20 protein-coding genes are annotated in these 22,215 nt (G+C 66.3%); 12 read left to right on the plus strand and 8 right to left on the minus strand.

The window, feature by feature from the left end:
• The first annotated feature begins 407 nt into the window (after positions 1 to 407).
• From AOT83_RS06570 to AOT83_RS06585, 4 genes are read left to right on the plus strand one after another with little or no spacing between them, the layout of a single operon-like run.
• Positions 408 to 2,468: a P-loop NTPase fold protein gene (locus AOT83_RS06570; RefSeq protein WP_057964546.1), complete on the plus strand. Its 2,061-nt coding sequence runs from the start codon at positions 408 to 410 to the stop codon at positions 2,466 to 2,468.
• Entirely contained in the window at positions 2,452 to 3,177 is a 726-nt protein-coding gene (locus AOT83_RS06575) for a hypothetical protein (protein ID WP_057964547.1), read from the plus strand. The genes AOT83_RS06570 and AOT83_RS06575 overlap by 17 nt, the downstream gene beginning before the upstream one ends.
• Positions 3,174 to 4,532 carry a Qat anti-phage system QueC-like protein QatC gene (qatC, locus tag AOT83_RS06580; protein ID WP_057964548.1) on the plus strand — a complete coding sequence of 453 codons (1,359 nt, stop codon included), beginning with the start codon at positions 3,174 to 3,176 and terminating at the stop codon, positions 4,530 to 4,532. Before AOT83_RS06575 ends, qatC begins: the two co-directional genes overlap by 4 nt.
• Positions 4,529 to 5,275 (plus strand): TatD family hydrolase, encoded by a 747-nt coding sequence (locus tag AOT83_RS06585; protein ID WP_057964549.1) that lies wholly within the window; start codon positions 4,529 to 4,531, stop codon positions 5,273 to 5,275. The genes qatC and AOT83_RS06585 overlap by 4 nt, the downstream gene beginning before the upstream one ends.
• Positions 5,276 to 6,055: 780 nt before the next feature.
• Here AOT83_RS06585 and AOT83_RS06590 read toward each other — a convergent pair.
• Together AOT83_RS06590 and AOT83_RS06595 are read right to left on the minus strand one after the other, a co-directional pair.
• Positions 6,056 to 7,099 carry a zinc-dependent alcohol dehydrogenase family protein gene (locus AOT83_RS06590; RefSeq protein WP_165592873.1) on the minus strand — a complete coding sequence of 348 codons (1,044 nt, stop codon included), beginning with the start codon at positions 7,097 to 7,099 and terminating at the stop codon, positions 6,056 to 6,058.
• 5 nt (positions 7,100 to 7,104) lie between these two features.
• Complete coding sequence (locus AOT83_RS06595) at positions 7,105 to 7,881, minus strand: SDR family oxidoreductase (RefSeq protein ID WP_057964551.1); 777 nt, start codon at positions 7,879 to 7,881, stop codon at positions 7,105 to 7,107.
• Positions 7,882 to 8,942: 1,061 nt separating this feature from the next.
• Here AOT83_RS06595 and AOT83_RS06600 point away from each other — a divergent pair.
• Positions 8,943 to 9,569: a TetR/AcrR family transcriptional regulator gene (locus AOT83_RS06600; protein WP_198530421.1), complete on the plus strand. Its 627-nt coding sequence runs from the start codon at positions 8,943 to 8,945 to the stop codon at positions 9,567 to 9,569.
• A gap of 282 nt (positions 9,570 to 9,851) precedes the next feature.
• Here AOT83_RS06600 and AOT83_RS06605 read toward each other — a convergent pair whose 3' ends face one another.
• The 6 genes from AOT83_RS06605 to AOT83_RS06630 form a co-directional block, all read right to left on the minus strand.
• The gene (locus tag AOT83_RS06605) at positions 9,852 to 10,295 is read right to left on the minus strand and encodes a helix-turn-helix domain-containing protein (protein ID WP_057964643.1); all 444 of its coding nucleotides are present in this window, start codon (positions 10,293 to 10,295) and stop codon (positions 9,852 to 9,854) included.
• A 112-nt stretch (positions 10,296 to 10,407) separates the two neighbouring features.
• On the minus strand, positions 10,408 to 11,349 hold the full coding sequence (locus tag AOT83_RS06610; protein WP_057964553.1) for an NmrA family NAD(P)-binding protein: 942 nt from the start codon (positions 11,347 to 11,349) through the stop codon (positions 10,408 to 10,410).
• 67 nt (positions 11,350 to 11,416) lie between these two features.
• Positions 11,417 to 12,322: an oxidoreductase gene (locus tag AOT83_RS06615; protein ID WP_057964554.1), complete on the minus strand. Its 906-nt coding sequence runs from the start codon at positions 12,320 to 12,322 to the stop codon at positions 11,417 to 11,419.
• Between the two features lie 125 nt (positions 12,323 to 12,447).
• The gene (locus tag AOT83_RS06620; protein ID WP_057964555.1) at positions 12,448 to 13,326 is read right to left on the minus strand and encodes an LLM class F420-dependent oxidoreductase; all 879 of its coding nucleotides are present in this window, start codon (positions 13,324 to 13,326) and stop codon (positions 12,448 to 12,450) included.
• A 10-nt stretch (positions 13,327 to 13,336) separates the two neighbouring features.
• Positions 13,337 to 13,792 carry a nitroreductase/quinone reductase family protein gene (locus AOT83_RS06625; RefSeq protein WP_157858398.1) on the minus strand — a complete coding sequence of 152 codons (456 nt, stop codon included), beginning with the start codon at positions 13,790 to 13,792 and terminating at the stop codon, positions 13,337 to 13,339.
• Positions 13,793 to 14,007: 215 nt separating this feature from the next.
• Positions 14,008 to 14,895 carry an NAD(P)H-binding protein gene (locus AOT83_RS06630; protein ID WP_057964557.1) on the minus strand — a complete coding sequence of 296 codons (888 nt, stop codon included), beginning with the start codon at positions 14,893 to 14,895 and terminating at the stop codon, positions 14,008 to 14,010.
• Between the two features lie 283 nt (positions 14,896 to 15,178).
• Here AOT83_RS06630 and AOT83_RS06635 point away from each other — a divergent pair, with 283 nt between their 5' ends.
• From AOT83_RS06635 to AOT83_RS06665, 7 genes are all read left to right on the plus strand, one after another.
• Positions 15,179 to 15,625: a nitroreductase family deazaflavin-dependent oxidoreductase gene (locus AOT83_RS06635; protein WP_057964558.1), complete on the plus strand. Its 447-nt coding sequence runs from the start codon at positions 15,179 to 15,181 to the stop codon at positions 15,623 to 15,625.
• Positions 15,622 to 16,353 (plus strand): NAD(P)-binding domain-containing protein, encoded by a 732-nt coding sequence (locus AOT83_RS06640; RefSeq protein WP_057979814.1) that lies wholly within the window; start codon positions 15,622 to 15,624, stop codon positions 16,351 to 16,353. Before AOT83_RS06635 ends, AOT83_RS06640 begins: the two co-directional genes overlap by 4 nt.
• A gap of 57 nt (positions 16,354 to 16,410) precedes the next feature.
• On the plus strand, positions 16,411 to 17,319 hold the full coding sequence (locus AOT83_RS06645; protein WP_057964560.1) for an alpha/beta hydrolase: 909 nt from the start codon (positions 16,411 to 16,413) through the stop codon (positions 17,317 to 17,319).
• 46 nt (positions 17,320 to 17,365) lie between these two features.
• Positions 17,366 to 17,668 carry an antibiotic biosynthesis monooxygenase gene (locus AOT83_RS06650; RefSeq protein ID WP_057964561.1) on the plus strand — a complete coding sequence of 101 codons (303 nt, stop codon included), beginning with the start codon at positions 17,366 to 17,368 and terminating at the stop codon, positions 17,666 to 17,668.
• 46 nt (positions 17,669 to 17,714) lie between these two features.
• Positions 17,715 to 19,268, plus strand: coding sequence for a GMC family oxidoreductase N-terminal domain-containing protein (locus tag AOT83_RS06655; protein ID WP_057964562.1), 1,554 nt, complete (start codon positions 17,715 to 17,717; stop codon positions 19,266 to 19,268).
• A gap of 59 nt (positions 19,269 to 19,327) precedes the next feature.
• Positions 19,328 to 20,368, plus strand: a complete 1,041-nt coding sequence (locus AOT83_RS06660; protein ID WP_057964563.1) for an alcohol dehydrogenase catalytic domain-containing protein — start codon at positions 19,328 to 19,330, stop codon at positions 20,366 to 20,368.
• Between the two features lie 529 nt (positions 20,369 to 20,897).
• Positions 20,898 to 21,617, plus strand: coding sequence for a hypothetical protein (locus AOT83_RS06665; protein ID WP_057964564.1), 720 nt, complete (start codon positions 20,898 to 20,900; stop codon positions 21,615 to 21,617).
• Positions 21,618 to 22,215: the final 598 nt, after the last annotated feature.

A 22,215-nucleotide genomic window follows, 5' to 3' on the forward strand; every position in this document is an offset into this window, starting at 1 on the left:
CGAGGTGCAACGCCAAGTCCCAGGATAATTTCTCTTCGCTGGAAACCATTCCCCCTGGTGTACTCCTCGGTACATTGGAGGTGTTCGGTCGCCGGGTTCAAGCGCTCACCTCACGGGCCGCGGCCATCGCCAGGCCGTGTCGTCGGAGCCCTGTTACTGGCGGCATGGGCCTTCTGCGAGTCGTAGGTGTGTGCACCGGACGGGATGGTCACGATGGAGACGTATCGGTGAACGAATGGCGCATGTCCACGGCAAGAATTTGCTGCCCTTCCGGGTACGGTTCGGCAAGGTGCGTCCGCCCGACAGCTGACCGCCGGACCACGGAGGCTGGCGGCAGAGGTTGTGTGCGTCCGCTCGCCGACGGTGCGAGAGTGCGCGGGACTACCTAACACGCAGGGGGAGAACACATGTGGGCGGACAACGAGACCGAGTTCGACTTGTTGGGTTTCGACTATCTGGTCGACGGCCTCGTCGTCGCCTTGACCGAGCCGCGGTTGTTGCCGGTGACGATCGGGGTGCTGGGGGATTGGGGGTCGGGCAAGAGCAGCTTGATGCTCATCGCCGCGGCCGAATTGGCGGCCGAGCGTCGGGCCGACGCCGGGGAACACAGCGCCGATGACGATGACGGTGAGGATGAAGACGAGGACGAGGAGGCTTCGCCGTACTTGTGCGTCCCGTTCAGTCCGTGGCAGTACGAGGACCTCGACGACGTCAAGGTCGCGTTGATGAACACCGTCCTGGACGCCTTCGAGCGCCGGTTCCCGGCCACCGCCGACGAGGTGGGACGCCTGCGCGCCTTCGTCGGCACGATCAAACGATTGGCCCGCCGTGCCGGACGGATGGGAGCCATCGTCGCCCCCGCGGCAGCGCCGTATGCGATGCAGGTACTGGCCCCCGATACCGACCCGGACACCCTCAAGTTCGTCGGCGAGACCGCCAAGGCGATCGCCGCGCCGGTCAAGGACAGCCTCGCCGAACCGGAGACGACGGCGCCGGCCGACACCGGACCCATCACCGACGTCACGCAGTTCCGCGCACACTTCGCCGCCCTGATCGAGGGCCAAACGTCCGTCGACGCGGTCGTCGTCTTCGTCGACGACCTCGACCGCTGCTTGCCCGAGACCGTGGTCGACACCCTTGAGGCGATACGGCTGTTCCTCAACACCCCGAAGACGGCGTACGTACTGGCCCTCAACCAAGCGGTGGTGGAATCGGCGATCGACGCGCGCTACCCCGACCTCAGGCGCGAAGACGGCGCCGGGCTGGGGCGTGACTACTTGGAGAAGATGCTGCAACTCAAGGTCGCCATCCCACCGCTGTCGGCGCCGGAAGCCGAGACCTACGCCAACCTGCTGATCGCCGAGCTGCATCTGGACGACGAACGCTTCGACGACGTCGTCACCGCGACCGACGAGAACCGTCGCGTCAAAGGGCTCGCCGTCGCGTTCAACGCCGGAATCGCCGGCGAGGTCCTGAAAGACATCCCGCCGGCGATGGCAGCCGACCTCGGGTGGGCGGCCAACATCATGCCGGTGCTGGGCACCTCCCTGCGGGGCAACCCTCGCCAACTCAAGCGCTTCATGAACAACCTGCTCCTCAAACACCGCAGCGCCGCCCGACGCAAAGTCGACCTCAAACTGCCCGAACTCGCGAAACTGATGGTGCTCGAGGATCAACACAATTCCGACTTCCAGAAACTGTTCGACTGGCAGATCCTCGCCGACGGGCCCTCACCTGAGTTGATCGCCGCGGAGATCTACGCCCGCACGCCAACCGAATCAACACCGGAGGCCAGCGTCGAGGAATCCGACCCTCCTCGAGCACCCAGGCGCGCTCCAGGTAAGCGCCTCGAAGCACCCACCGTCACCGCAGCCGAGCCAGGTGCCGCCGAGGTGGACGACGATGTGCGAGCCTGGGCCGACAAGCCCCACATCGGAGAATGGCTGCGGCTCGATCCGCCGTTGAAGACGGTCGACCTGCGGCCGTACTTCACCTATTCGCGGGACAAGCTGTCCTTCGGAGTGTCAGCGTCGCGGCTCGCCCCTCGACTGCAAATCCTGCTGACCAACGTGCAATCCGAAGTGGACAGAGCCCGGCGTAGTCACTATCCCGGCGTGGCCGACCTGGATCCCTCCGAGCGCGCCCAGTTCTTCGAAGCTCTGCTCGACCGGGCGGCGCGAAACCCCTCGGGCATCGCGTTGACCGCCGCCATCGAGCTGGCCGAATTGAACGCCGACGTCGTCGACGCGCTCGGTGACGTCCTGCTGCGGGTGGCGCCCGCGAGTATCCCGGTGGGGGCGGGCGCCTTGGTCGTCCGCCGCCTTCCGGCAGAGAATCCGAAGATTCAACGGGTCCTCGAGCGATGGCAAAGCGCGGGCAGCGCCGGCCTAAAGGGCGTCGTGCAATCAGCGCTTGAAGCACGTGCGACGCAGCAGAGAAAGGGGGCCCGAGGTGGGAACCTCGGCTGACAGGTCGGCGGGCAGCGGGGGAGCGTGGACGCCCCTGAAATACGCCGCCGCCTCCTACGTCCGCCACCTCGACGGCCCCAACTCCGAGGCACACGCTCGCCGCGTCCTAGGCCGCCACGTGCCGTTACTCGGCGGTGCGGGCGGAGCCGCGACCTCGGCCCGAGCCGGGGCCACGGGCATCCAAAACCTCGGTGCACTGCTGTCGGGCATCGGTGCCGCCGGCTTGGCCGAGGCGCTGTCGACCATCGGCCTGGCCGACCTGATCGGGCGCGACCGCTTCACGGTGCTCGACGAACTGATCGGATTCATCGCCGGAGACGGCGACGACCTGGACGCCCAGGCGGCACGCGACGCGGCATGCGACGTCCTGGACGAGGTGTTCGGTGACGCCGATCAATGGGATGAGCTCGCCGACATCAGCATCGACGAGACCGATCTACTGGCGCTGCTGCAGAGCTTCTTGGCTCTCTACGTCTACAACCGCGTCCCCGTCGTCGCCGAGCGACTGTCCCGGCTCTCTGACCCGGTCGCGATGCGCAAGGCCGATCAGGAGATGCGCCAGATCATCGCCAACTTGGTCGCCATCCACCTGCCCGAGGATCCCTTCGCCGTCGACTGGCGAGGCGAACAGGGCCGCGGGATCGCCGACGATGCCATCAGCAGTGCCTACCAGGCGATCAGCGCCCTCGATGACGGAGACGACTCATGAGCTCCTACCGGATGCGCATCGCCCTAGACCAGGACAACACCGAGTCACCGGAAGTTCAGCTCTTGGACTGGAGGCCGGGCAGTTCGGTGTCCACAGTCCAGGTCGGCAAGGCCGGCGCCCGGTTCTTCGAAGGGTGGCGCCCCCCGCGTGAGGCCATGGATCTGGCACTACTGGGCGCGGCCGCCTACTGCGCCGACAAGGTGTCGCTGCGGCGCCTGACCGCCGACCGGTGGACCAGGGAACTCGACCTCGACCTGCCCGTCCAGGACGCCGGTCGGTGGGCCGACGCCGACTGGTCATCAGTGCTGAGCTTCCTGACAGGGGACCGCTGGGCGGTCACCGCCCGCACCGACGACCACGACCCGCTCGCCGCGGTGCCCAAGGTGCCGGCCGCAGTCACCGCGGTCGGCGAGGTCGACGCGGTGTGCCTGTTCTCCGGAGGCCTGGATTCCTTGTGCGGTGTCGTCGACCTCCTCGAAGGCGACCCGGCGATGCGGTTGTGCCTGCTCTCACACCACGAAGGAGGCCAAGCGTCCACCGCCCAAGAAGCCCTCCTCACCCAACTGTTCGAGCACTACGGGCACGACCGGCTGGTGTCCAAACGACTGTTCCTTCGACCAGCGCCACCCAACACGGCCCAGGCGCGGCCACTGCCGGCCCGGCGGGAGAACACCACCCGCGCACGGTCGTTGCTGTTCTTGACCACAGCCCTGGCCCTGGCGGCGTCGGTGGGTCCGAGCATCCCGGTGTACATCCCCGAGAACGGCTTCATCGGCATCAACGTCCCGCTCACCCGGGCACGTTCTGGGAGTTACAGCACCCGCACCACGCATCCACACTTCATCAGGATATTCACCGAGGCAGCGGCCCAATGCGGGGTGAACAATCCCGTCCTCAACCCCTACCGCCTCACACCCAAGGGGCAGATGCTCGCCGACACCCTCAACCCCGACCTGTTGCGCCGACTCTCGCCGCTGAGCGTGTCCTGCTCGCACCCCGAGGCCGCGCGCTACGTCCAACGCGAACAAGGCAACTGCGGGTACTGCTTCCCGTGTCTCATCCGCCGCGCCTCGATGGCCCACGTGGGCTGGGACAGCGCCGACGGCTACGCCTGGGACGCACTCGACGGCAGCGATCTGCTGTCCCGGCCGACCCGCCGGGCCAGTGACCTCCGCGCCGTGGTGAACGGCGTCTTCGCTGACCGCCCCGACCGCGACGTCCTACGCAACGGACCCATCCCCGACGGCGAACAGCGCGCCTTCCTCGGCGTATGGCGTTCCGGGCTGGAAGAGCTGCGTAGCTGGTTGCAGGGCGCCACGGGGGCGACCGCCGAACTGATCCAAAGGTTGCAATGACCGACCTCGGACCACTGCTGGACAGTCACTGCCACCTCGGTGCCTACGACGACCCGGTCGCGGTCATGGACGCCGCGGCTGCGGCCAACGTGTCCTTAGTGGCCGTCACGGAAAGCCCGGAGGAGTTCCGCCGCTTGAAGACTCGGTTGGGACGGCGACCGACCATCGAGGTGGCCCTGGGCTTGCATCCTTTGCGCGCCGCGTCCTTCCGACCCGCCGACATCGCCAGGTTCTTCCGCTGCATGCCCCAAACCCGCTGGATTGGAGAGGTCGGGCTCGACTTCTCCCGACACGGAATCGCGACCAAGAAGCACCAGCTCCGAGTCTTCGACACCGTGCTGACCGAAGCCCAGCCCGGGCGCCACCCCCTTACCGTGCACAGTCGCGGCGCAGAAGCCGACGTCGTCAACCTGCTGTCGCAAGCGCGGCTGCCCGCCGTGATGCACTGGTACACCGGGCCGCTCAAGCTCGTCGATGACGCCCTCGCCGCCGGCCTGTACTTCTCCGTCAACCCCGCCATGGTCCGATCCAAACGATTCGGATCCTTCATCGCGCGCGTTCCTGCCGAGCGGATCCTCCTAGAAACCGACGGGCCGTATGCCAAGACAGCGGGTCGCCCGGCGCAACCCGCCGATCTGGCATCGCTGGTCAACCAACTCGCACTCACCTGGCGGTTGACGCCATCTGATGCCGCGCAGACGTTACGACGAAACCACGACCAACTGCAAAGCAGCGCCGGCTGACGACTGGACGTTGTGGACAGGCGCCACGGCCGCGATAGACCGCGCAGGGAGATCCGTCGCAACGGACAATGCCGATGACCGAATCATGCTGCTATACAAGAGATTGCACAATCAATCGATCGGTCGGAATTTGACGCCCACCTGCGATTGGCACCCGGGCGACCTCTGGTGATTCCTACCCCGAAGCGGAACCGACGCGTGGACTGGAATCTGCCCGACTCCGCCAAATGCGTCGTGATCGGCTGCAGCGCCTAGCTATTCGATACCAGGTGCGGCGCAGTGCGGTGCGGCGTCACGTGACTAAACGGCGGCGTTGGGCCTCGGTAGGCGCGCCACTGCTGGCGAGTAGCCAATCAGCGTCTCCGAAGCAGTGGACATGAAAGTGAGAATTCGCGGTATGGGCATCCCGTGAGATCGCCGCTGTTGCTGCAGTTCAGGGGGATCGCGAGTGGACATGAAACTTGAGAAGCCACACCTGCTGTGGCTTCTCAAGTTTGATGTCCAATTCTCATTCCAAATGTCCACCTGATGTCCAATTGGACATGAAAGTGAGAATCCGCAGCTTGACGGGACGTCCCGAGCCCGCAGGCGCGTCGATTAGCGGCAGGGAATATGTGAGACGCGCGTGTGAGACAAGAATCGAGACACCTTGACTGGGACGACGCGGTCGGGGAGCGGCGCCTGCCGGCTAGCTGCGGGGGATGGGTTGTCATCGGTTGCCGCAAGTCGGGCGACGCCCGCAATCCGCTACACCAACTAGTCGCGTTGCGACGCTCGACGTCATTTGTTGGAGGAATGTTCGGTTCGGGGGGTGTGCGGTCCGCTTTTGGGGGTGAAGACTATCTTGCCAATGCGCCCTGCCTCTTGGGCCAGGCTCAGAGCTTCGGGCCAATCGTCGAGTCCCATCGTGCGTTCGATCTGAGCGTCGATGACACCATCGGCGACCATTCCAACGACTTCGCCGTAGGCACGAGAGACCTCGTCGGGATGGGTGTGGTCGAGCCAGTTCTTCAGCCAGAAGCCAGTCAGGCGGGAATGGTTGCCGATCAGCTCGAACGGTTTGATCACGGGCGGTTGTCCGGATTGAGCGCCGTAGGCGATGAGCGTGCCCGAGTAGTCGAGGTGGTGGGCGAGGGCGGTGCTGGCCGGACCGCCGACCGAGTCGACGGCGATGTCGAGACGCGCCCCGCCGAGGGCCGCGGCGAGATCCTCGGCGAGGCCGTCGCCCTGGATGACGACGCGGTCGCCACCCCAGCTGTAGACCTGGTCGGCGGCGGCCTGGCGACGCACGATGCTCAGCGTCTTGTAGCCCAGGCGCTTCGACATCTTCACGACGTACTCGCCGACACCGGAATTACCCGCCGTCTGGCCGATCCAGCGGTTCGACGCAGCGGGGTTGCCGTAGCCGCGCAGCAGCTGATGGGCGGTCATGGCGTTGATGCCTACCATCGCCAGCTGCAGCACGTCGATGTCGTCGGGCGCCACCACGACGTCGGCGACATCGGCCACGACGTGGGTGGCCCAAGTTCCGTACCGGTAGGTCGGAAGCAAGATCACCCGACGGCCGATCAGAGCGTGGTCCACGCCTGAGCCGACCGCGGTGACTCTGCCCGATCCCTCAGCGCCGACACCGACGGGCGGTTCCGGGCGCAGAAGATAGTTGCCAGACGCGTAGTACAGGTCCGAGGGATTGATGGGGGCCGCTTCGACCTCGACGAGAACCTGGCCGGCCCCAGGGGCCAGATCCTCGACGGTGACTAGGGACAGTGCTTGGAGGGGGTCGCCGACGGTGTTCAAGCGGAGCTGTCGGATGGGTCGTGTCACCAGCGTCACCGATTCGACTTGGGTGTCGAGCCGGGGACGAAGGGGACGTCGTCGGGCGCGTCGCGTCGAGCTTGCAGGAGTTGGCGCGCCGGATCGCCGATGGGTATCCGCAGTGGCAGGTGCGAGTTCTCCGCTGCGTCGACGACTTCATTGGCCACCTCCTCGGGGGTGATTTGCCGGTCGCGGGCGTCGCCCCCGCCGGTCAGAAGCGCCGAATAGGGGTCCTGGGGGAGGGTGTAGGCCTGCACGTCGTCGAGGGCGCCCGAGCTGACGGCGCCCGGTTCGAACATGGCGGCTTCGATGCCGAACGGCGCCACTTCGATTGCCAAGGCTTCGACGAGGGCTTCCAACGCCCACTTGGTCGCGGCATACGCTGCGCCCGGCGGCAGAACGATGCGGCCGACGATGCTCGACATGAACAGCAGCCGGCCCTGGCCGCGTTGGCGCATCTGAGGCAACACGGCCTGAGCGACGCGTAGCGCACCGACGGTGTTCTGCCGAAGGAGCTGTTCGAACTCCCCGAGGGGGATTGCTTCGACGGCGGCGAAGAAGATGACGCCGGCATTGGAGATGACGATGTCGATCTCACCGGCGGCGTCGACGGCGGCTCGCACGCTGGCGTCGTCGGTGACGTCGAGGGCCAGGCGTTGGTCGACGCGAAGGTCATCGAGGCTGCGCGGGTCGCGCGCGGTCGCTACCACTCGGTGTCCGCGCCGTGCGAACTCCGAGGCGACGGCCCTGCCTATTCCGCGCGACGCCCCGGTGATGAGGACGGATGACATAACTGTTCCTAATCGTTTGGTGCTGCCCGGTTGGCGGGTCTTAGCCCCTGGGGATGACGGAAGAGCATGAGTGGTTCTCGCGGTTGCGCCGGCAATACCCCAGTGGTGACGAGGGAGGCGATGAAAATGGGCTGCCCTGCACGAAGCACCCCTCGATCATGGTTGCACTCGCGCGGCCGTGCCGAACGACCCGCGCCGATAGCGGATCGACTGGTGGTGTCCATCGTGCCGGGGCATGAATACTCCCTTGTGGCGTGGGGCCCAGGACACGGGCGAGTGGCGGGATCACCGCCACGAGTAACACCCGCGGGCCCAATGCCGAAGACGTTGTCTTGCAGAGGTTCTTATGCGGTCGCCAGGGTGGCAGTTTGTGAACCTCCTCTATCACGCTAGCTGCTTCGGCAATGCCATGAACTGTTTGTGACTGACATCACGGGTGCGCCGATGTCTAGTCGACGACATGAAAAGTACACCGTCCGAATGGATTTGCGGTTGTGCAGCGTTGATACAGCATCTCGCTCGGCGTGCATCGGCAGGCGTTGTCAGGGGTGCCGGGAAGCCGACGACGCCAGGTCGCGTGTCGGCGGGCTGGCGCATGCAATATTCAGAACGGACAGTTGATATGTGTTCACTTTGGCATATTGCAGTCATGAAAATCTCTACGCGATTGACGCTCTCGGGGGACCTGGTATTCCAACCGGACGTTCTGGAAATGGTGAGGTTGACACTGAATTCTGCGGTTGGGCACACGCGGTGGGTTCCGGCCTCAAAGATCCGTACGCCGATGTCACCCGGCGACCGAAAGGTGAGGACGTGTAGGTGGGGGAGGAAGTACCCGTTCGGCTCGACGCGACCATATGCTCCCGCAACACCCTGGTCTAACGAAGCACAACACCTAGTGGCCGGCGGTGAATGGCAGCTGAGGGAATTCGGCCGGCGCCGTCACACGTGACGGTGGTGATGACGCGGTGAAGCAGCGCGCCGGTGGGCGTCGCCGTACATCACGACCGTTCGGTTCACATCGCCGGTACGCTGGGACAACACGGAGGTGAGTAATGGCTATGGGCCGGCCCAGGGGGTTCGACGAGGACGAGGCGCTCGACGAGGCGATCGTGACGTTCTGGCGGCACGGCTACGACGGCGCGTCGATGAACGATCTCACCGCTGCGATGAACATGAACAAGTCCAGCGTCTATTCCGTATTCGGCTCGAAGGAGGACCTCTTCCGCCGCGCCGTCGACCGGTACGTCGAGCGTGACCTCGCCTACGCGCGTGTGGCGTTGTCCGAACCGACGGCGGAGAAAGTCGCCGCCAGGTATCTGCGGGGCAACGCCGATGCCGTGACGCGCGACGGGTTGCCCCCGGGGTGCTTGGCGATCCAGGGCGGTGTGTCGTGCGGGCCGGGCAGCTCGGAGATGGCAGAGTTGTTGGCACACCACCGCCGCGAGAGTGAACGTCAGTTGACCAGGCGTTTCATCAGCGCCCGCAAGGCCGGCGACCTGCCCGGCGAAGTCAATCCGCGGGCTGCGGCCAGATTCTTGACCGCCGTCGTCGAAGGACACTCGGTGCACGCAGCAGGGGGCGCCACCCGAGCAGAATTGCACGAATCCGTCGACGTGGCCCTGATGGGGTTCTCTGCGATGATCCGTTCCGCCCGTCGCCGTTCGGCCCGCAGCGCGACGAGCTGATCGCGACGTCCGCCCCGCTCGTGCGTGTTGCGCCGTGCCCCGGATTCGGATGGTCTGCACTTGACCCGCCCGGTGCTGGGGGTCGCTGCCCCCGTCCTGGTAGGGCTCGTCGCACAGGGTGACTCGGTGAGATGCGCAGGGCGCGGCGGACTCATTCTGGAATGGCGGGAGGCCGGCGGGTCGCGATGTGGTGAACCGCAGCAGTTTGGCCTCCCCACCGCCGCGCGTGCCTTCGACGACGAGACCGTGCCCAGGCCATGGGGCTGCGGATCGACCGACGCCTTAAGCGGGTTCGTCCGGCATGGGCTCGATGCCCTCCGCACGGACGGGCAGTCCGCACGCGTGGCAGGAGTAGTCGATCTGCAGGGGGTTGCCACATTCGTGGAGGAACCCGCGGGGCACGACTGGGCCGCTAGCCCAGTTGTGCCCCCACGTGGCGAGTGCCATGAGCACCGGCAGTAGCTGTTGCCCGGACTCGGTGAGGTGATATTCGAACCTGGGCGGACGGGCCGAGTACTGGCGTCGTTCCACCACCCCGTGCTCTTCGAGCTTGCGCAGGCGCTCGGCCAAGATGTCGCGGGTGGCTCCCGTGAAGCCCGCGATCTGTTCGAACCTGTGCGCACCGTAGACCATTTCCCGGATCGCGAGAAAGGTCCACCGTTCTCCCAGCACCGACAGCGCATCGGCGATTGAACACTCCCGCGGAATGGGAGTTCCAGACGTCATCAGTGCGAGTCCCTGCGGCTCGTCCACCGTGGCTTCGCCATCCATGGCATTCAGTGTAGTCATCGGTTTTCTTCGATACACCGACCCGGATCACACCAACGCCGACGGTGCGTCACGCCGTGTCGGTGAGGAAATCGCTGCGATGGCGGCGGACGTATTCGACGAACGTCTCTGGCGGATGCCCGAGAATGGCCTCGAGAGCGGCGGGGTCGGCGGGCGCCGTTGGACTGGCCCCTGCGGCCAGAGTGGCGCCGAGTGCTGAAATATGCTGCGCCATGGCGGCGTTGACCGGTGACGGTGCGCTGTGAACGGCTTGCTGCTCGAGATTCTGACGCCACTGGTCCTGCGAGATGGCAGCGTAGGAGATCGTGCGACCGGTTTCAGCGCCGATGATGTCGGCGATCTCGACGTGGCTCAGCGCTTCCGCGCCCGGAGGGTAGGACACTTCGGCAGCCGGAGGCGCCGGGCGCAGCAAGGCGCGTACGGCGAGTTCGGCGGCGTCGCGACCTCCGATCCACGGTGCGCGTCCGGTCCCAAAGCTGTTGCGTATCAGTCCCTCCTCGCGGATCTGTCTGGCGTGCAGGGTGAGGATGTTTTCGTGGAACAGGGCGGCGACGCGCAGGATAGTCGGGTTTAGGCTGGCCCAGGTCAGGATCTCTTCGGCGATGATCTGCGCTTGGCCCAACTTGCTCGGCGAGCGGTGCGCCGACGGCGCCATCGACATCACCACCACGTGCGGGTGTGCGTCTGCTTCCCGGAGAACCGAGGCCAGGTTCGCTGCGGCCGGAACCACGCCGGCGTTGATGGGATAGGCGAAGTACACCGCTGCGACCTCGTCGACGGCGCCGACGAGGGTGCTGCGGTCGTGTAGGTCGCCGAGCACCGTCTGTGCGCCACGTTGCCTCAGTGCGGCGGCGCGGTCGTCGTCGGAACGCACGAGCACCCGCACGGAGCGGTCGTTGGCGAGCAGGTGATCCACGACCGTCGAGCCGGTACGCCCATGGGCGCCAGTGGCGCCGATGACGAGGACGGTGGACGAGTTCTGCGAGGACATCGTTTTTCCTAACGTTGTTGCGAAGGTGGACGCTTGCTGTTGGGTCGTCGCGTGGATTGCTGCTTGGTCACGGCTGGGCGGGCCGGAGTCCTTGATCGTCGATGGTCGCGCTGGTCAACGACTCCGAAAGCTGCCAGAGGCGCTGGGCAAGTCGGACGTCGTCGCCGCTCTTCGACGACGGATGAATCTCGGGAAAGCCGCGGAGGTGCCTGAACCCGTCGGGCCCGACGAAGCTGCCGCCGGGAACGTCCTGGGTCGCGGCGAACAAGGACGGCAGGATGCCTTGAGAGACGTCGTGGCCGACGATGCGGGAGCCGATTTCCATGCTCAGTCCAGCCAGCCCGTCGACGTGACCGAACAGGCCGGTTCTGACGATGCCCGGATGGGCTGCGACGGAGAGCACCGTGCTGTTGTTCGCGCGGAGGCGACGGTCCAATTCGCGTGCAAACAAGAGGTTCGCCAGTTTTGAGTCCTTGTAGGCCTGGGCGCTGTCGTAAGCGCGCCGCTGCCAGTTGAGGTCGTCGAGGTCGAGCTTGGCGCCCCGGTGAAAGTCCGAACTCAACGTCACGACCCGGCCGCGGATCTTGGGCAGCAGCAGATTAGTCAAAGCGAAGTGGCCCAGGTGGTTCGTGCCTATTTGCAGTTCGAAGCCGTCGGCGGTGCGGCCCTCGGGGACCTGCATGATGCCCGCGTTGTTGATCAGCACGTCGACGTCGTCGCGCCAGGCCGCAGTGAAGTTGCGGATCGAGGAAAGCGAACCCAGGTCCAGTTCCCGCACCTCGGTGCTACCGGTGATCGTGGCGGCTACGGCACGACCCTTCGACGGGTTGCGGACTGCCAACACGACATGTGCGCCGGCGCCGGCGAGGGCTCGCGTCGTGGCCTCACCCAGTCCACTGGTGGCCCCCGTCACGATGAATGTCGTGCCGGACAGACTCGGAAGATCGTCGCTCGTCCACTTCTTCGTGCTCATGGCAAACCCTGCTCCTCGGTTGGGCGAAGTGGATCGCGGCCCGACCCACTCAGTAGTGTTTCACAACGTACCTGGGTGGGTAGCAAAGCACAACCCACTGTCATTGGCGATGAGCTGCCCGGCGTCTACGTCTGCACCGGGGCCAGATCCAGGGCCGCAGCAAGATCGGTCAGTGCCGGCAGGATGTCGGCTTGTGTGCGCGCACCCAAGACTTGGATCGCGACGTGATCCGCGCCGGCGTCGAGGTGCTCTCGCAATCGCGCCGAGACGACCTCGGCGGAGCCATGGGCGACGAGCGCGTCGACCAATCGGTCGCTGCCGGGCCCGCACACGTCGACGTCGGTGAATCCCTGGCGTCGCAGACTGGACACCATGTTGCTCAGGCCCAGGTACTTGTCGAGGACCTGGCGTCCCACGGCGCGGGCGCGGGCGTGGTCGGCGTCGGCGGACAGGACCACTTTGTGCTCGGGGGCCAGCAATGCCGAAGCGCCCAGCCGTTCTCGAGCGGCCGCGGTGTGTTCCGGTGTGGTCAGGAACGGGTGCGCCCCTGCGCTGCGCTCGCCTGAAAGCCTCAGCATCCGAGGTCCCAACGCCGCCAACATCCGCCGCGCGGCGGGCACACCTGCGGCGTCCAGATCGTCGAGGTAGCCGACCAAGGCGTCATAGGGCGCGCGGTAGTCACCGGCGTGCTCGGGATGACCAATTCCGACGCCGAGCAGAAAACGTCCGGGATGGGCACCGTCGATGCGGTGGTAGGTCTGCGCAAGGGTCGAGGGCGGCGCGGTCCAAATCGTCACGACGCCACTGGCCGCCACCAGCGTCGTGGTGGCGACCAGGGCCGGTTCCGCCCAGGCGAGATCGGCCCCAGGTGACCCGCCTATCCACACCGCGCCGTAACCGAGACCTTCGATCCCGGCGGCTAGTTCGGGTGCGATCGTCCGGTCGTCCAGCCACACCCCGAAGCGTCCGAGGTGGGGCTTGGCAAGGGTTGCTGCCGTGGTCACCGTCGTGGTCCTAGTGCCCGGACACCGCTGTCGCCGGCTCCAAGACGAGAACCGGCACCCCGCGATCGATGGCGGCACGGTATTCGGCGAACTTTGGCAGCACGGAGTAGCCACGCTTCCACCACAGTTCCTTCTCCTCGTCGTCGCGAAGACGTCGGGCGACCAGGGCGCACTTCTCGGCCCGGTCCTGGATCGTGACGTCCGGATGGGCGGCGATGTTTCTCACCCACAACGGATCCCGATCTCCACCGCCATTGGTGGCGATCACGGCGTACACGCCGTTGCGTTCGATCCGGATCAACGGGGTCTTTCGCAGCAGACCCGAGGTCGCACCGCGGTGGCTGAGAATGACCACCGGCGATCCGTACAGCGTGCCGCCCGCCTCGCCGGCAGTTGCCTCGTACAACTCCACCTGAGCACGTTCCCGAACCCGGGGGCTCGGTGCGTAGTCGACGTTCTCCGGCACGAACAGGCTCCTCGGGATCGCGGTCGGGGTCACAGTCCGCCCGACGACACTAAACGACTGATCGGTTCAAATCGAACGGTAACACAGTACCTGGTACGACTGCCAGCACATGGTGTGCGAAAGTGGTTGTCCACAGCTAGCATTCGCTGCGCGATCGCGAGTGTGCTTGACGGCACTCGGGACCTGGTGGCCGAAGCGGACGCGCGAAGACGTCGTCAGCCCCGGTAGGCGTCGGCGAAGACCTTCACGAAGTCTTCGAGCTTGCTCTTCCCCAGCGCCGGCCTCTCGGTAACGTAGTGCTCGAAGAGCACGCCCTTGTCCAGCGCGTCGAACATCTCGACGTAGTCGTCGATGGCACCCTGGGTCATGCCGTACTGGCGAAACGCCTCACTCATCGCAGCGGTCGTGTAGCGCGACCAACGAAGTCCAGGCTTGCCGATCTCGCGGCCGATCAGTGTCGCGATCGAGTCGGTGTCGCGCTCGTCGCTGACGATGTAGACGTGTGACCGGTCAGAATATTCGTCGGTGGTCAGGGCCACCGAGGCGACTTCGGCGATCTCGACCGGATCCACCAGCGTGAACGTTCCCGCCGGGATGTCGAACATGTTGCCCAGTTCGCCGGTCTCACGAAGGCTGTCGACCGACAACAACAGGTTGGTGTAGAAGTACCCGGGCCGTAACGCCAGTACCGACGCGTTCGGCAAGGCGTGCAAGATTCCCTCGGCCAGCCCCATCCCACTGATCGCACCGGCGTCCAAGAGCCGGTGCGCTCCGTAACTGGACAGGAACACCACCCGCTTCACGCCCGAGCCGGCCAATGCCGTGACGAAGCCCTGCGCCAGCTGCACGCTCATCTCCTTGATGCTCGGCGAGGACCAGCCCGGTGGAAGCATCAGGTAGACCCCGTCGGCTCCGGCGAACGTGTCGGACAGGAAGTCGACGTCGGCGAGATCTCCAACCGCGGCGTGCGCCCCGGCGTCGACCAGCTCCGCCAAGTTGGCGGAGCTGCGGCCGACCACCGTGACGTCGTGACCCTGCTGTAACAGCCGCATCGACAGTGGCTTGGAGACTTTGCCGGCGCTGCCGGTGACGACGTACTTCAAGGGAATTCCTCGCTTCTGGGGGGATCGTGCCCGAGCCGCCGACCCGGTCGGGCCAACGTTGTTTCAGAACGTTCAGTTCATAAGCATTTAGTCCCGTTGGAAATCCACGGAATAACTCTTTTAGACTGGGCGTTCTGAATGTTCGACGCCGGGGCTTCCGGCAGATGGGCTGACGACCTACAGAGTGACCGACCCTGCCCCGTGTCACTGACCGCGACGACGGGACTCAACGCGTCACGGTTCACGCAGCCCTTCCGCACCACAGCGAAAGACAGGACCAGTCATGACGATCGACCGCGAGTACGCCCCCAGCCCCACGGATTGGGTTCGTGAACAGGCTGACGCGTACGAGGCCTCCAACGGCACCGAGGCCGCTGACTTCCAGGGGATCCCAATCGTCCTTCTCACCACCGTGGGCGCCAAGAGCGGCAAGCTCCGCAAGAGCCCGCTGATCCGCATCGAGCACGAGGGCCAATATGCCGTCGTCGCATCCAACGGGGGCCAGACCAGCCATCCCGCGTGGTACGGCAACATCGTGAAGAACCCACGGGTGACCCTGCAGGACGGTGCAGAACGCCGCGAGTACGTGGCTCGCCAGGTCGACGGCGCCGAGTACGGCCAGTGGTGGCAGCGCGGTGTGGACGTGTATTCGGGGTTCACCGGCTACATCGACACGGCCAACCGGACGATCCCCATCTTCGTCCTGAGCCCCGTCGAGGACGGCGCATGAGCAAGCCCACGATTGGTGTCCTCGGGTCCGGGCCCATGGGCCGTGGTTTCGCCACCCTGCTCGCCGAGGCCGGCTACGACGTGACCCTCGGGACGCGGCGAAGCGGCACCCCCGAACTCGAGGAGCTGCCGCACTCGGTCACCGTCGGGTCGTTCCGGGATGCGGCCGACCGTGGAGACGTGGTGTTCATCGCCGTCGTGCATTCCGCCGCGAAGAACCTGCTCTCCGAACTCGATGACCTGCTTGCTGGCAAGACGCTGGTCAGCAGCAACAACGCCTGGCTCCCAGAGGACTACGAGGCGGCTGGTCTGTCCGCCGAGCTGACCGAGGGTAGCTGGATGGCCGCGATCGTTCCCAGGACGAATGTCGTGCGGGCCTTCAGCCACATGGATTGGCAGTACCTGGTCTCCAAGGCCACCCACCCCGGCACTTACGCCGTCAGCTACGCCGCGGACGATCCCGACAGCGAGGCCACCGTGACCAGCCTTATCGCCGACATGGGATTCGTGCCCTACCGCGTGGGCACGCTGGCCGAATCGGCTCCGCTGGACGTCGACGGCGCACTGTGGCATTACCTGTTCACCCCAGAGCAGATGCGGGCCACCTTGACCGGCACGTTGATCTACTCCGCGGGTCCCTTTCCGCCCAAACTCCCCGAGGGCGCCTCGCCAGCAGCGGTCGCCGCGGTCGCCCGACATTCGCTGCCGCGCGACCCCGGCACGCACTAAAGGCGACGGGCCCTCGAGGCACAACCGTCACGAACCAACAATCCCGAAAGGACATCGATGGCCAGCACGCAGGCAGCCGAGTTCGCAGACTTCTTCGCCGACCTGATGAGGCGATCATCGGATCCCACGTTCGACCTGTCGACCGTGCGCGACGTCATCGAAACGATGCACGTGGCAACAAGGGAACCCGAAGGCGTCAGCTACGCCCAGGTGGACGCCGGCGGGGTGGAGGCACTGTGGTGCATTCCGGCGGAAAGTGATTCCCGAAAGGTACTGCTGCACAGTCACATGGGCGGCGGCTTGCTGACGTCGATGTACTCCGAGCGCAAGGCTGCGGCGCACATAGCGAAGGCGGCGGGCATGCGGTCGTTGGTGCTGAACTTCCGGCGGGCACCCGAGCACAAGCACCCCGCGCAGATCGACGACGTACAGTCCGCCTACGGTTGGCTGCTGGAGCAGGGCTATCTCCCGTCCGATGTTGCCGCAGTGGGGAACTCGATCGGGGGATACCTCGCCGTGGCACTCGCGCAGCGTCTACGGGATCGCGGCGACGCGCTCCCCGGAGCCATCTTGACCATCTCGCCGTGGTGTGACCCCACGCTCTCCGGGCAGTCCGTCGAAGACAACGCCGACCGTGACAAGTTGCTGTCACGTCCGCTGGTCGAGTTGTTCCAGTCGAGTTGGCTCGACGGCACGGGGGTGGCCCCGGGCGACCCGCAGGTCAACTTGTTGGCCTCGGAGTTGTCCGGCCTGCCACCGATCGCGGTCTACTACGGCCAGTACGAGCTGTTCGCCTCGGAGAGTTCGGAGTTCGCGCGTCGCGCGCGGGCCGCAGGCAACGACGTGACCCTCACCCAAGTGGACGCCGGCCAACACTCCTTCATCATCGGTGCCGGCTGGGTACCGGAGAGCGACCAGGCGATCGAAGAGATGGGCCATTGGCTCCGCGCCACGCTTGGCAACTGACGTCGCCCGCAAATCCCCTCGCATCCGCTTCCCGCGAAAGGACCACGTGTATCAGCTTCTCGTCTCGTTCACTGTCGCTGCCCAACACCACGACGCATTCGTCACCGCGGCCCTGCGCAATGCCCGCGACTCCGTCGCCAACGAGCCCGGCACCCGACGCTTCGAGGTCATCGCCGCCCAGGACGACCCAGAACTCATCTACCTCAACGAAGTCTACGACGACGCCGACGCCTGCGACGTCCATGTCGGCGGCCCGTACTTCGCCGAGTTCGCCACCGCGGTGACACCGATCGCGCAGGGCCCGGTATGGCTCATGCGAGGCCGCCCCATCGCAGATCGACGTCTCTGACGACGTCGCACGCCGCCTACCACCCACCCACCACGAGGGGACCTTCGTGAACGACGTGCTCGAGCCACGCTATGACGTCATCGTCTGCGGTGCGGGCTCCTCTGGATCGGTCGTCGCCCGACGACTGGCGGAGAATCCCGAGGTGAGGGTCCTGCTCCTCGAAGCAGGTGGCACCGACACCTCCCCCAGCGTGACCGAGGCCGCCCGATGGCCGACGAACCTGGGCAGCGAGCGCGACTGGAACTTTACCTCGGAACCCGAACCCGGTCTCAACGGGCGTTCGCTGACCATGTCGACGGGGAAGGTGCTCGGGGGCGGCTCCAGCATCAACATCATGATCTGGGCCCGCGGACACCGCAATGACTGGAACCTGTTCGCTACCGAATCCGGTGAGCCCGCATGGACCTACGATTCCGTGCTGCAGACCTACCGCCACATCGAGGACTGGCACGGCGTGGGGGAGACCGACCACCGGGGCCGCGGTGGGTTGATGTTCGTGCAACCGGCACCCGACGCCCACCCGGTGGGTGCGGCTGTGGTGGAGGCCGCTCGGACGGTGGGGTTACCCACATACCAAAGTCCCAACGGTCCCCTGATGGAGGAGGACCGTGGGGCCGCCATCATCGACCTCCGTTGGCGGGCAGGGAAGCGCCTGTCGGTGTATCAGACCTACACCGCGCCCTACGCACACCAACCGAACCTCACCGTCGTCCCGAACGCAGCGGTGACGCGGGTTCTGCTGAATGGCGACCGCGCCACCGGCGTCGAACTGATCCGTGGTGGTGCCGTGCACCGCGTCGTCGCCGAGACGGAGGTCGTGTTGTCCCTCGGCGCGATCAACACCCCGAAGGTGCTCCTGCAATCCGGTATTGGAGACCAAGACGATCTGCGTGATGTCGGGATCCCTCTTCATCAGCACCTGCCCGGAGTGGGACGAAACCTGCAGGACCACTACGGTTTCGACTGCGTGTGGGAGTTGCCGGAGGGCAGCCAAAGCCTGTATCAAGCCGGGGCGGCGCTGTTCTGGGGCTCCGGTAGGTCAGATGACGGCGGCCCAGACCTCTTCGCCTGCCAAGGCGCGTTCCCCAAGGCGACACCGGAGAACGTGGCCCGGTACGGCTTGCCCCCCAACAGCTGGATCCTGTTCACCGCGCCGACGCACCCGAAGAGCCGAGGCCGTGTGTCGGTGTCGGGTCCACATCCGAACGACCCCCTCCGAATCCAGACCAACGCGCTGTCAGACCCCGACGACCTCGACACCGCCATCGCCGGTATCAAGATGCAACGTGAGATCGGGAACGCGGCGGGCCTTCGACCGTTCGTGGCCCGCGAGGTCATGCCAGGTGATCTGACCGACGTCGAACTGGCTGCCTACCTCCGCGACGCCGCGACCACCTACTGGCACTACTGCGGGACGGCCAAGATGGGCCACGACGCGATGTCGGTGGTCGACGGTCAGCTCAAAGTTCACGGCCTCGACAGTCTTCGGGTTGCCGACGCGTCGATCATGCCCCGAATCATGACCGCCAACACCATGGCGCCCTGCGTGGTGATCGGTGAGCGCGCCGCGCAATTCATCCAATCCGAACACCACATCTGACCCCGCCGCGTCGCGGCAATCTCGTCCACCCCAAAACCCGCACTACGACAGGAATCGTCATGAACAACACCCCCACACCCAGTCCGCAGTACCGCGCCATGCAGGCGACCTCACCCGGCGCCGAACTGTCCCTCCGCATGGTCGACGCCGTGGAACCCGGACACGGGGAAGTGCTCATCACCGTCGAGGCGTGCGGGGTGTGCCACAGCGACACGCTCTTCGTCGACGGGTCCATGCCGGAACTCCACTGGCCGGTGACCCCCGGACACGAAGTGGCCGGACGAATCAGCCGCGTGGGCCCCGGTGTTCGGCGGTGGCAGCCGGGCGACCGCGTCGCGGTCGGCTGGTTTGGTGGCTATTGCGGCTACTGCGACCCCTGCCGGGCCGGCAACTTCGTGCACTGCGAAGCGAACTTCGTCACCGGGTCGGCCTTCCCCGGCGGCTATGCGGAGTCGATGATCGTGCCCGCCTCCGGGCTGGCCCGGATCCCCGACGAACTGGCCGCAGTCGACGCGGCGTCGCTGGCGTGTGCGGGGGTGACGATGTTCAACTCACTGCGTCGCAGCCGCGCCCAACCCGGCGACGTCGTGGCCGTGCTCGGCCTGGGCGGCCTCGGCCACCTGGGACTTCAGTTCGCCGTGAAGATGGGCTTTCGCACGGTCGCCATCGCCCGAGGCACCGCGAAACGCGACCTGGCACAACGGCTGGGCGCCCACCACTACATCGACTCCACTTCTGCCGACGTCGTCGGCGAACTGCGGGCGCTGGGCGGCGCAAAGGTCGTGCAGGGCACCGCGGCCAACGCCGACGCGATGAGCGCCACGGTTGACGGCCTGGCGCCCAACGGAGAGCTGCTGGTCCTGGGCATCACACCCGAGGACGTCCACGCCAATCCCCTGACGTTGATCACCCAGACGTTGTCGGTGAGCGGCCATCCCAGCGGCACCCCGAAGGACATCGAGGACACCCTCAACTTCGCTGCCCTGCACGGCATTCGCGCCGTCGTCGAGGTGGTCCCGCTCGAAGCGGCCGCCGCCGCGTACCAGCGCATGGTCGCCAACGAGGCCAACCTGCGCATGGTTCTGACCACCGGCGCCTAGCGAAGACACCCGCAGGTGAACCCGACAGCGGCGCCCCCAGGCGTCGAATCGACCCGATGGACGCCGCCGAGGAGGGCCCGGGGATCGCCGGTCAGCGCTGACACGCCAACCCTGAGGGTGGCGGTCAGGAGCCGCCGACCCAAAGAATCACAGCTGTCGACCACTCGCGAGCGAGAGGCGCCCCAGGGGCACCCGCGGTCCGCGCACCGGAGGCCGTGCGCCGACGTCCCATGCGGACGGGCGCGACGGGGGCACGGGACCTGGCTGGTGGGACGCGTAGTGCGTCGGGGCGCCCGAATCGGACCCGGTGCGACGGCCCGCGCTGGAGGGGCCGAGGCGGACGCTCCAAAACATCACCGCGCCTTCACCGTCGGTGTGACCGACATCGCCCGACGGCGTTGGGGATGAGTCTCGAACCTCCGAAAATAGAGGGTTGTGTTTTTCTACTGACCCGGCTACGGTCAAGTCAGTTGGAAATGCCAACTGACCCCCGTGGACACGTGTGCGGGGACCCAGGAAAGGACTGCACATGACCGATCTGCTCAACGAGGTCATCACCGCCCACGGCGGCCTCCCCCGATGGAAGGAGATCCGCAACGTCCACACCCATCTCGCTTCGACCGGCGCGGTGTGGGAATTGAAGGGCCAGACCGGCCTGTTCGCCTCCGTGGACGTCGACGTCGATCCGCACGCCCAGCACGTCGCCGCCACCCCCTTCGTACACGACGGCTGGCGGGGAATCTTCGAACGCGATCGCGTCCGCGTGGAGAACCAGGCCGGCGAGGTCGAGGAATCGCGCACCGAGCCCCGCAGCGCATTCGACACCCACGATCTGTTCACCCAGTGGGATCACCTGCACGCCATCTACTTTGGCGGGACGGCACTGTGGACCTACATCACGCTGCCGTTCGTCCTGGCCGAACCGGGATTCCACACCGAGGAGATCGAGCCGTGGGACGAGAAGGGGGAGACGTGGCGTCGACTACAGGTCACCTTCCCAGACAACATCGCTACCCACAGCACCGAGCAGGTCCTCTACGTCGACGACGCCGGCCTCATCCGCCGCCACGATTACCTCGCCGAGGTGACCAAGGGCGGGCCAGGAGCCCATTACCTGCACGACCACAAGGACTTCGACGGCATCGTCTTCCCGACGCGTCGCCAGGTCTACCCCCGTCAGCCCGACAACGAGTCCGCCGCCGAGCCGCTGCTGATCAACATGGTGTTCGACGACTACACGCTGAGCTGACCCGCACCGCGTCCAGACCGGTGCCGTGCGACGCACACCACCCGAGCCGCTCGACGAAAGCGCAGTCCCACCATGGCTTCACCGACAGCCGACCGTCCGGTCGAAGTCAACGACGACGCGCGGACACGGCGTGATGTTCGACGCGACGGCCAGTGCCTGCTCCACGGGGGCGGCGAGCCCGAACCCCACGTCGAGCGTGATCGGGCCTTCGTCCAGCGGGACTGGGCGCCCGTGTGTTGCTCGCCACCGGTCTGGCCGCGGCCACTCCTTCGTCCCGACAGTTGCACCCGTCCCCGCGCGGCTGACGTCCATTCCCGACACCCCGCGACGCGCCGCCGCGCCGGGCCATACCCACAACCAGATTCGCGGCCCGGCCGGCGTCGCAGTCGCAGCAGACCAGGGGTCTATCTGGTGGCCCACAGAGCGTCGCCCCTCGTGCGCGCACCGCCGGACGCACCAACCGCCGGACGTCGCCCCTCACCCGCAGGCACCGGCGAAGATGGACGCCCGGTTCGCGAAGCGGGGCCCTACCGCGCCACGTATCCACCAGCTCAACGGCGAACATCACTCGCCGACCCCGACCCCGAAAGACTTCGAC

Source organism: Mycobacteroides sp. H001 (assembly GCF_001440005.1).
Lineage (GTDB): Bacteria > Actinomycetota > Actinomycetes > Mycobacteriales > Mycobacteriaceae > Mycobacterium > Mycobacterium gwanakae.